Origin of the sequence: Streptomyces sp. NPDC127097 (assembly GCF_042724075.1) — a bacterium.
Classification (GTDB): Bacteria; Actinomycetota; Actinomycetes; order Streptomycetales; family Streptomycetaceae; genus Streptomyces.
Genome location: NZ_JBHXFI010000108.1, coordinates 1 through 10,753 on the forward strand (window position 1 = coordinate 1; position 10,753 = coordinate 10,753).

The following is a 10,753-nucleotide window of genomic DNA, read 5'->3' on the forward strand; positions in this document are numbered from 1 at the left end:
GACGGGCCCCGGTGCGTCCCCTCCGACCCCCGCGGCAACCACAGACCCCGCAACGGCGCCAGCCACAACGGCGCCGCACCAAACAACGCACGGCGGCCAAACAGGCGCGCCAGCCACCACGGCCCCGCACCGAACAACGGCACGGCCACCCAAACAGGGGCGCGGGGAACGGCGCGCCCAGCCACAACAAACCCGCAGACAAAAACGCAAACCCGCCGAACGGCGGAAACGCTCAGCCCCCGTTAGTCACCCCATCAACCAACTCATCGGCCGCCCGATACGGATCCAACTCCCCCGCAACGATGCGCTCAGCCAACGCATCGAGCCGCCGATCCCCCCGCAGATCGCCGATCCGCTCACGCAGCGCCGTGACCGCGATCGTCTCGACCTCGTGCGCCGCACGCGACCGGCGCCGCTGGGCGAGGACACCGCGCTCCTCCATCCAGGCCCGGTGCTTCTCCAGCGCCTCGACGACCTCGTCGACGCCCTCGGCCCGCGCCGCGACGGTCTTCACGATCGGCGGCCGCCAGTCACCCGGCGTACGGGATTCGCCGAGCCCCAGCATGTGGTTGAGCTCGCGGGCGGTCGCATCGGCCCCGTCCCGGTCCGCCTTGTTGACGACGTAGACGTCGCCGATCTCCAGGATTCCGGCCTTGGCCGCCTGGATGCCGTCGCCCATGCCGGGTGCGAGCAGCACCACGCTCGTATCGGCCTGGGAGGCGATCTCCACCTCGGACTGGCCGACGCCGACCGTCTCGACGAGGACCACGTCGCAGCCCGCCGCGTCCAGGACTCGGATGGCCTGGGGCGCGGCCCAGGCCAGGCCGCCGAGATGGCCGCGGGTGGCCATGGAGCGGATGTAGACGCCGGGATCGGAGGCGTGCTCGCTCATCCGGACCCGGTCACCGAGCAGCGCGCCGCCGGAGAACGGCGAGGACGGGTCGACGGCGAGCACACCGACCCGTTTGCCCGTCTTGCGATAGGCCGTCACCAGCGCGGAGGTGGTGGTGGACTTGCCCACGCCGGGCGAGCCGGTCAGCCCGACCACATACGCGTTGCCGGTGAGCGGTGCCAGCGCCGCCATCACCTCGCGCAGCTCCGGTGACGCCCCCTCCACGAGGGAGATCAGCCGTGCCACGGCCCTCGGCCGGCCCTGCCGTGCCTGTTCCACCAGCTGGGGGACGTCCACCATCGCCGCTCGGCTCCTTCGGCTCGCTCGTGACGCGAATCGGCGAGCCCGTACGCACCCGGCGTACGGGCTCTCGCTTACTTACCCGGTACGCGGATGATCAGCGCGTCGCCCTGGCCGCCGCCACCGCACAGCGCGGCGGCGCCCACGCCACCGCCCCGCCGGCGCAGCTCCAGCGCGAGATGCAGCACGATCCGGGCGCCGGACATCCCGATCGGGTGACCCAGCGCAATGGCGCCGCCATTGACATTCACCTTTTCCGGGGACACTCCGAGGTCCTTCATGGACTGCACGGCGACGGCCGCGAACGCCTCGTTGATCTCGATCAGGTCAAGATCGTCGACGGCCAGGCCGTCCTTCTTCAGGGCGTGGTTGATGGCGTTGGAGGGCTGGGACTGGAGCGAGTTGTCCGGGCCCGCGACATTGCCGTGCGCGCCGATCTCCGCGATCCATTCCAGGCCGAGCTCCTGGGCCTTGGCCTTGCTCATGACGACGACCGCGGCGGCGCCGTCGGAGATCTGCGAGGAGGTGCCGGCGGTGATCGTGCCGTCCTTGGCGAAGGCCGGGCGGAGCTTGCCGAGCGACTCCGTGGTGGTCTCGCCGCGGATGCCCTCGTCCTGGCTGAAGAGGACCGGCTCGCCCTTGCGCTGCGGGATCTCCACAGGGGTGATCTCGGCCTCGAAGAGCCCGTTCTTCTGGGCGGCGGCGGCCCGCTGGTGGGAGCGCGCGGCGATCTCGTCCTGCTCCGGCCGGGCGATGCCCAGACGGGTGTTGTGCTTCTCGGTCGACTCGCCCATGGCGATGCCTTCGTAGGCGTCCGTGAGGCCGTCGTGCGCCATCGCGTCGAGCATCTCGACCGCGCCGTACTTGTAGCCCTCGCGGGACTTCGGGAGCAGGTGCGGGGCGTTGGTCATGGACTCCTGGCCGCCGGCGACGATCACATCGAACTCGCCGGCGCGGATGAGCTGGTCCGCCAGCGCGATGGCGTCGAGGCCGGAGAGACAGACCTTGTTGACGGTCAGCGCGGGGACGTTCATGGGGATTCCGGCCTTGACGGCGGCCTGGCGTGCCGGGATCTGCCCTGCCCCGGCCTGGAGCACCTGGCCCATGATCACGTACTGCACCTGGTCGCCGCCGATGCCCGCCCGGTCGAGTGCCGCCTTGATGGCGACGGCGCCCAGGTCGGCGCCGGAGAAGGTCCGCAGCGACCCCAGGAGCCGGCCCATGGGGGTGCGCGCTCCCGCCACGATCACTGAGGTGCTGCCGTTCGTGCCGTTCGTTGCAGACATGCGGTGCGGCCTTCCTTTGCAGGGAAGTTAACGAGGGTTCCCGTCAATGTACTGAGCGGTACGCGCCGGGTCACCGGCAAGCGGGTGTGATCGCGCGCACGTTGCGTAACCAGCCGTGCGGGCGGTGCACTGGAGCCATGCTGACGCGAATCGACCACATCGGGATCGCCTGTTTCGACCTCGACAAGACTGTCGAGTTCTACCGTGCCACGTATGGCTTCGAGGTGTTCCACACCGAGGTCAACGAGGAGCAGGGGGTCCGGGAAGCCATGCTCAAGATCAATGAAACCTCGGACGGCGGAGCCTCGTATTTGCAGCTCCTGGAGCCCACCCGCGAGGACTCCGCGGTGGGCAAGTGGCTTGCCAAGAACGGCGAGGGGGTGCACCACATCGCCTTCGGCACCGCGGACGTCGACGGTGACTCCGAGGCCATCCGGGGCAAGGGCGTCCGGGTGCTCTACGACGAGCCGAGGACCGGCTCGATGGGCTCCCGGATCACCTTCCTGCACCCCAAGGATTGTCATGGAGTGCTTACCGAACTCGTCACCGCGGCGCCCACCACCTCGACGGACCACTGACCTTCACCTTCCCCGGCCGGTAGAGTGCAGCTTCGGCCGGGGTAAGGGAGTGGGGCTCGGTCCATACCCTGCCGATGATCTGACACCATTTCTTCGGAAGGGTCAGCTCCGATGGGCGCGAGTCCGGTACGACGTGACGTGTACGGGACGAGCACCGCAGGACCGGAGAAGGCCGCCACCATGACCAGGGGACGGATGGGACCGCGCAGTGCGGGGCAACGACCGCTACGAGGCTGACGACCACCTCTCGCAGTTCGAGGCCGAGATGGAGCGGCTGAAGACGGAGCGGGACAAGGCCGTTCAGCACGCCGACGACCTCGGCTATCAGGTCGAGGTGCTGCGCGCCAAGCTCCATGAGGCGCGCCGCAACCTCGCGACCCGCCCTGCCTACGACAACGTCAGTCATCAGGCCGAACAGCTGCTGCGCAACGCGCAGATCCAGGCGGACCAGCTGCGTACCGATGCCGAGCGTGAGCTGCGCGAGGCACGGGCACAGACCCAGCGGCTGCTCCAGGAGCAGGCCGAACGGCAGTCCCGGCTGGAGGCCGAGCTGCACGCCGAGGCGGTCACCCGCCGGCAGCGGCTCGACGAGGAGCTCAACGAGCGCCGGCAGACCGTCGAATCGCACGTCAACGAGAACGTCGCCTGGGCCGAACAACTGCGGGCCCGTACGGAGTCGCAGGCCCGCCGGCTCATGGAGGAGTCCCGCAGGGAGGCCGAGCAGGCGCTGGCCGCCGCGCGGGCCGAGGCCCAGCGGCTGGCCGAACGCGCCCGGGAGCGGCTCGGCACCGAGGCCGCGGAGGCCCGCGCCGAAGCGGAAAGCATCCTGCGCCGGGCGCGTACGGACGCCGAGCGGCTGCTGAACGCCGCCTCCAGCCAGGCCCAGGAGGCCACCGACCAGGCCGAGCAGCTGCGGACCAGCGTCGGCACCGAGTCGGAGGAGGCCCGCCGGCAGGCCGCGGAGCTGACCCGTACCGCCGAGGCCCGGGTCCAGGAGGCGGACAAGGCGCTGCGCGAGGCCCGCGCCGAGGCGGAGAAGCTGGTCGACGAGGCGCAGCAGAGCGCCACCAAGCGGCTGACGGCGGCCGAGTCGGACAACGAGCAGCGCACCCGTACGGCCAAGGCGGAGATCGCCCGGCTGGTCGGGGAGGCCACCAAGGAGGCCGAGGCGCTCAAGGCCGAGGCCGAGCAACTGCGGTCGGACGCCCGCGCGGAGGCCGAGCGGCTGGTCGCCGAGGCGCAGGAGAACGCCCGGTCCCAGGTGGCGGAGGACTCCGCGGCCCAGCTGGCGAAGGCCGCGCGCAGCGCCGAGGAGGTGCTGACCAAGGCGTCGGAGGACGCCAAGGCCACCACCAAGGCCGCCGCGGAGGAGGCCGAACGGCTGCGCAAGGAGGCCGAGTCCGAGGCGGACCGGCTGCGCGAAGAGGCCCACGACACCGTGGCGCAGCTCAAGGGCGCGGCCAAGGACGACACCAAGGAGTACCGCGCCAAGACCGTCGAACTCCAGGAGGAGGCACGGCGGCTGCGCGGCGAGGCCGAGCAGCTGCGCGCGGACGCGGTCGCCGAGGGCGAGCGGATCCGCGGCGAGGCCCGCCGGGAGGCGGTCCAGCAGATCGAGGAGGCGGCCGGGACCGCCGAGGAGCTGCTGGCGAAGGCCAAGTCCGACGCCGAGGAGACCCGTTCGGGAGCCGTCGCGGAGAGCGAGCGGGTGCGGACGGAGGCCATCGAGCGCGCCTCGGCGCTGCGCCGGCAGGCCGAGGAGGCGCTGGAGCGGGCCCGTGCGGAGGCCGAGGAGCTGCTCACCGAGGGCGCCCAGGCCGCGGAGATGGTGACCACCGAGGCGGAGAAGTCCGCCGCCCGGCTGCGCGAGGAGGCCGAGCAGGCCGCCGAGGAGCGGCGCGCCGAGGCCCAGGACGAACTGGACCGGCTGCACCGCGAGGCGGAGGAGAAGGTCACCGCCGCCGAGCGGTCGCTGCGCGACGCCCGCGCGGAGGCGGAGCGGCTGCGCCGGGAGACGCAGGAGGAGGCGGCCCGCCTCAAGGCGGAGTCGGCCGAGCGGCGCCGGATGCTGACGCAGCAGGCCGAGGAGGAGGCCGAGCGGCTGCGCGACGAGGCCGCTGCGGATGCCTCGTCGGCCCGCTCCGAGGCCGAGTCGGTGGCGGCACGGCTGCGCACCGAGGCGTCGGCCGAGGCGGAGCGGCTCAAGACGGAGGCCCAGGAGACCGCGGACCGGGTCCGTGCCGAGGCGGCGACGGCCGCCGAGCGTACGGGCGCGGAGGCGGCGCAGGCGCTGGCCGCGGCCCAGGAGGAGGCCGCGCGGCGGCGCCGGGAGGCCGAGCAGCTGCTGGGCGAGGCCCGCGAGGAGGCCCACCAGGAGCGCACCGCGGCGCGCGAGCAGAGCGAGGAGCTGCTGGCGTCGGCCCGTACGCGGGTGGGTGAGGCACAGGAGGAGGCCCAGCGGCTGGTCGAGGAGGCGGACCGGCGCGCGGGCGAGCTGGTGGCGGCGGCCGAGCAGACCGCGCAGCAGGTGCGGGACTCGGTCGCGGGGCTGCACGAGCAGGCCGGTGAGGAGATCGCCGGGCTGCGTTCGGCGGCCGAGCACGCCGCGGAGCGCACCAGGGCCGAGGCGCAGGACGAGGCGGACCGGATCCGCAAGGACGCCTACGAGGAGCGGGAGCGCGCCTCGGAGGACGCGGCGCGGGCCCGTGCGGAGGCGCAGGAGGCGACGGAGGCCGCGAAGTCCCTCGCGGAGCGGGCGGTTTCCGAGGCGATCGAGGAGGCCGACGGGCTGCGCGCCGAGGCGGCCGGGGTGCTGGACGAGGCCCGCCGGGACGCCAACACGGCGCGGACCGAGGCCGCCGAGCAGGCCGACCGGCTGGTGTCGGAGGCGACCGCCCAGGCCGAGAAGCTGGTGGCGGACGCCACGGCGAAGGCGCAGCAGCTGCGTACCGATGCCTCGGACGCGCTGGCGGCCGGCGAGCAGGACGCGGCGCGGGCCCGTGCGGAGGCGCGGGGCGACGCGAACCGGATGCGCTCGGACGCCGCGGAGCAGGCGGACCGGCTGATCACCGAGGCGCGCACGGAGGCCGAACGGATTGTCACCGAGGCCACCGAGCTGACGTCTTCGGCGCAGGACGACGCGGACCGTACGGTCCAGGAGGCCCAGCAGGCCGCCGATCAGCTGCGGGCCGAGGGCGAGCAGCAGGCGCACCGTCTGGTGGCGGAGGCGACCGAGAAGGCGGAGCGGCTGCGGGCCGAGGCGGCTCAGGTGCTGGAGGAGGCCCGCCGGGACGCGGACCACACCGGCGACGAGGCGCGCAAGGCGGCCAACAAGACGCGTTCGGACGCCGCGGAGCAGGCCGACGAGCTGATGTCGGAGGCCGCGACCGAGGCCGAGCGGCTGCGTACGGAGGCGGCGGAGACGACCGCGGACGCCGAGCGGGACGCGGACCGTACCCGGGCCGACGCCCGGGAGCAGGCGGACCGGATGCTCGCGACGGCCACCGCGGAGGCGGACCGGCTGCGGGCGGAGGCGGCCGAGACGGTCACCGCCGCGCAGGAGCACGCCAACCGCACCCGTAACGAGTCCGCGAAGCTCAAGGAGGACGCCGAGGCGGCCGCCGAGCAGACCCGGACAAAGGCCCAGGAGGAGGCGGACCGCCTGCTCGACGAGGCGCGCAAGGACGCCGCCAAGCGCCGCGCGGACGCGGCCGAGCAGGCGGACCAGCTCGTCACCAAGGCCCAGGAGGAGGCGCTCAGCTCGGCCACCGCCGCCGAGGAGCAGGCCGACACCATGGTCGGGGCGGCCCGCAAGGAGGCCGAGCGGCTGGTCGCGGAGGCGACGGCCGACGGCAATGCGCGGGTGGAGAAGGCCCGTACGGACGCGAACACGCTGCTGGAGGAGGCCCGCCGGGACGCCACCGGCATCCGGGACCGCGCCGAGGAGCTGCGCCAGCGGATCGAGTCCGAGGTCGAGGAGCTGCACGAGCGGGCCCGCCGGGAGTCGGCGGAGACGATGAAGAACGCCGGCGAGCGGGTCGACAAGCTCATCGCGCAGGCCACCGCCCAGCAGGTCGAGGCCGAGGAGAAGGCCGACCGGATGGTGGCGGACGCGAACAGCGAGGCCAGCAAGGTCCGGATCTCGGCGGTGAAGAAGGCCGAGGGCCTGATCAAGGAGGCCGAGAACAAGAAGGCCGAGGCGGTGCGCGACGCGGAGCGGATGCGCAGCGAGGCCGAGGCGGAGGCCACCCGGATCGTGGACGAGGGCAAGCGGGAGCTGGAGGTGCTGGTGCGCCGCCGGGAGGACATCAACGCCGAAATCTCCCGCGTCCAGGACGTTCTGGAAGCGCTGGAATCGTTCGAGGCACCCGGCGGGGGCGGGGAAGGCAAGGGCGGCGGTGTGAAGGCAGCCGCGGGAGCGGGTGCAACTCGTTCGAGTGGCAAGCAGTCTGAAGGGTAGCCACTCAAATGAGGGGACATTCTCCAGATCAAACCGGCAATGACTCGATGACACGCCGTTGTGACCCCTAGGATTCTCCTTATCACCTCACCGGTCTCTTCGACAGGAACCCCATGAGCGACACTTCCTCCCCCTTCGGCTTCGAGCTCGTGCGGCGTGGGTACGACCGCGGTCAGGTGGATGACCGCATTACGAAGCTCGTCGCCGACCGCGACAGCGCGCTGGCCCGCATCACGTCGCTGGAAAAGCGGATCGAGGAGCTGCACCTCGAAACGCAGAACGCCCAGGCGCAGGTCAATGACGCCGAACCGTCCTACGCGGGCCTCGGCGCGCGCGTGGAGAAGATCCTCCGGCTCGCCGAAGAGGAGGCGAAGGATCTGCGCGAGGAGGCCCGCCGGGCCGCCGAGCAGCACCGTGAGCTGGCCGAGTCGGCCGCCCAGCAGGTCCGTAACGACGCCGAGTCGTTCGCCTCCGAGCGCAAGGCGAAGGCCGAGGACGAGGGCGCCCGGATCGTCGAGAAGGCCAAGGGTGAGGCGGCCACCCTGCGCGCCGAGGCGCAGAAGGACGCGCAGTCCAAGCGGGAGGAGGCGGACTCCCTCTTCGAGGAGACCCGCGCCAAGGCCGCGCAGGCCGCCGCGGACTTCGAGACCAACCTCGCCAAGCGCCGTGAGCAGTCCGAGCGCGACCTGGCCTCGCGTCAGGCCAAGGCCGAGAAGCGGCTCGCGGAGATCGAGCACCGCGCCGAGCAGCTCCGCCTGGAGGCCGAGAAGCTGCGTACGGACGCCGAGCGCCGGGCCCGCCAGACGGTGGAGACCGCGCAGCGCCAGGCCGAGGACATCGTGGCGGACGCCAACGCCAAGGCGGACCGGATCCGCAGCGAATCCGAGCGCGAGCTGGCGGCGCTGACGAACCGCCGCGACTCCATCAACGCGCAGCTGACCAACGTCCGCGAGATGCTGGCGACGCTGACCGGTGCCGCCGTGGCCGCGGCCGGCGCCCCCGGCGAGGACGAGACCGTCACCCGCGGCGTCCCCGCCCAGCAGAGCCGCTGACCTGTCGGCAGGTTCGCTTCCGGCCGGCTGTCGCACGCCCCCGTACCGCCTCTGTGGTGGTGCGGGGGCGCGGTGCGTACGGGGGGTCCACCGGGCGGCCCCGCCCCGGTGGCAGCGGCCCCCGGGGACGCCTAGCGTGCCGTACATGATCGAGCTCGAGGGGCTGACCAAGCATTACGGCGACAAGGTCGCCGTGGACCACCTCACGTTCACGGTGCGGCCCGGGATGGTCACCGGCTTCCTCGGCCCGAACGGCGCCGGCAAGTCGACGACCATGCGGATGATGCTCGACCTGGACCACCCGACAGCGGGGACGGTCCGGATCGACGGCAAGCACTACCGCCAGCTGAAGGATCCGCTCACCTATATCGGGGCGCTGCTGGAGGCGAAGGCGGTGCACGGCGGCCGCAGCGCCGCCAACCATCTGCTGTGCCTGGCGCAGAGCAACGGCATCCCCCGGGGCCGGGTCGCCGAGGTCCTGGACACCGTCGGGCTGAGCTCGGTCGCCAAGAAGCGCTCGAAGGGCTTCTCGCTCGGGATGAGCCAGCGGCTCGGTATCGCCGCGGCGCTGCTCGGCGACCCCCAGGTGCTGCTCTTCGACGAGCCGGTCAACGGACTCGACCCCGAAGGCATCCACTGGATCCGCAATCTGATGAAGAACCTCGCCGCCCAGGGCCGCACCGTCTTCGTCTCCTCGCATCTGATGAGCGAAATGGCGCTGACCGCCGAGCATCTGATCGTGATCGGGCAGGGCCGGCTGATGGCGGACACCTCGATGAAGGACTTCATTCACCAGAACTCCCGGTCGTACGTCCGGATGCGGTCCCCGCAGCGGGAGAAGCTGCTGGATCTGCTGCACGACGAGGGCATCGACGCGGTGGCCGTCGGCAACGGGTCGCTGGAGATCGACGGAGTCCCCGCCGACCGGCTGGGCGAACTGGCCGCCCGGCACCAGCTGGTGCTGCACGAGCTCAGTCCGCAGCAGGCGTCCCTGGAGGAGGCGTTCATGCGGCTGACCTCGGAGTCGGTGGAGTATCACGCGCACGACGGCGACCCGGTACCGGCGCAGGCCGGGGCCCGGCCGCCGGGAGAACCGCAGCCGGCCGGGGCCCGGCCCGGTGAGCCGCAGCCGACCGGCTGGGGCGCGGACTGGCAGAAGAAGAGGAGCTGACGGATGGCGGCGCTCGGGCAGGTCATTCGGTCGGAGTGGACCAAGATCAGGTCGGTGCGGTCCACGGTGTGGACGCTGGGCATCGCCGTGGTCGTCACCATCGGCCTGGGCGTGCTGATCTGCACCCTGGCCAACAACGACTTCAGCTCGATGCCGGCCCGGGACCGGCTGGCGTTCGACGCCACCAACATCAGCTTCGCCGGGATGGGGCTGGGCCAGCTGGCGATGATCGTCTTCGGGGTGCTGGTGGTCTCGAACGAGTACAGCACCGGCATGATCCGCGCCTCGCTGGCCGCCGTACCGCAGCGCGGCACCTTTCTGTTCTGCAAGCTGCTGGTGGCCACCGCGCTGGTCTTCGTGGTCGGCCTCGCCACCAGCTTCGTGACGTTCTTCGCGGGGCAGGCGGTGCTCGGTGACCTCCGGGCGCACCTCGGCGATCCGGGCGTGCTGCGCGCGGTGATCGGCGGCGGCCTCTATATGACGCTGATCGCGCTGTTCTCGATGGCGGTGGCCACGATGCTGCGCAGCCCGATGCTGTCGCTGGGCATCCTGATGCCGTTCTTCTTCCTGATCTCGAACATCCTCGGAAATGTCTCGTCGACCCGGAAGGTCGGCCGCTATCTGCCGGACCAGGCCGGCTCGAAGATCATGCAGGTGGTGCCGCGGGCCAACGACCAGGTGCCGTACGGTCCGTGGGGCGGGCTCGGCATCATGATCGCTTGGACTGTGGTGGCGCTGGCTTGCGGGTTCGTGTTGTTCAGGCGGCGCGATGCGTGACGCTGCGCTGGGCTGAGCTCCCGCGTTTTTGGCTTTCCCGCCGTGGGTGTTGGTCGGCGGTTGTTGCCCGCTTGCGCGGTGCCCTCGCCGTTGCGCCTGCGGCGGGCCGGGTCCGCTGCGCGTGCCCTCGCCGTTGCGCCTGCGGCGGGCTGTGGTCCGCTGCGCGGGGCTGTCGGGGTGCGGTGACGGGCCTCCGGGGCAGGGGTGTGGGACTGCTTCGCTTTACGTCCCACACCCC

At 72.1% G+C, this 10,753-nt stretch carries 7 protein-coding genes; 5 read left to right on the forward strand and 2 right to left on the reverse strand.

Features of this window, described 5'->3' with window-relative positions:
* Positions 1-232: 232 nt before the first annotated feature.
* Both meaB and ACFWJW_RS37300 read right to left on the reverse strand, forming a co-directional pair.
* Positions 233-1,192: a methylmalonyl Co-A mutase-associated GTPase MeaB gene (gene meaB, locus ACFWJW_RS37295; protein WP_387249772.1), complete on the reverse strand. Its 960-nt coding sequence runs from the start codon at positions 1,190-1,192 to the stop codon at positions 233-235.
* 74 nt (positions 1,193-1,266) lie between these two features.
* A complete protein-coding gene (locus tag ACFWJW_RS37300) occupies positions 1,267-2,442 on the reverse strand; it encodes an acetyl-CoA C-acetyltransferase (RefSeq protein ID WP_351267026.1) in 1,176 nt (391 codons plus the stop codon).
* 173 nt (positions 2,443-2,615) lie between these two features.
* On the opposite strand from ACFWJW_RS37300, the gene mce reads away from it, so the two are divergent.
* The 5 genes from mce to ACFWJW_RS37325 all read left to right on the forward strand — a co-directional run bounded on the left by mce (position 2,616) and on the right by ACFWJW_RS37325 (position 10,515).
* Complete coding sequence (mce, locus tag ACFWJW_RS37305) at positions 2,616-3,056, forward strand: methylmalonyl-CoA epimerase (RefSeq protein ID WP_190142113.1); 441 nt, start codon at positions 2,616-2,618, stop codon at positions 3,054-3,056.
* A gap of 208 nt (positions 3,057-3,264) precedes the next feature.
* Entirely contained in the window at positions 3,265-7,515 is a 4,251-nt protein-coding gene (gene scy, locus ACFWJW_RS37310) for a polarized growth protein Scy (RefSeq protein ID WP_387249776.1), read from the forward strand.
* Between the two features lie 113 nt (positions 7,516-7,628).
* On the forward strand, positions 7,629-8,567 hold the full coding sequence (locus ACFWJW_RS37315) for a cellulose-binding protein (protein ID WP_042148816.1): 939 nt from the start codon (positions 7,629-7,631) through the stop codon (positions 8,565-8,567).
* Between the two features lie 145 nt (positions 8,568-8,712).
* Positions 8,713-9,738: an ABC transporter ATP-binding protein gene (locus ACFWJW_RS37320; protein WP_387249779.1), complete on the forward strand. Its 1,026-nt coding sequence runs from the start codon at positions 8,713-8,715 to the stop codon at positions 9,736-9,738.
* A gap of 3 nt (positions 9,739-9,741) precedes the next feature.
* On the forward strand, positions 9,742-10,515 hold the full coding sequence (locus ACFWJW_RS37325; protein WP_387249781.1) for an ABC transporter permease subunit: 774 nt from the start codon (positions 9,742-9,744) through the stop codon (positions 10,513-10,515).
* The last annotated feature ends 238 nt before the right edge of the window (positions 10,516-10,753 follow it).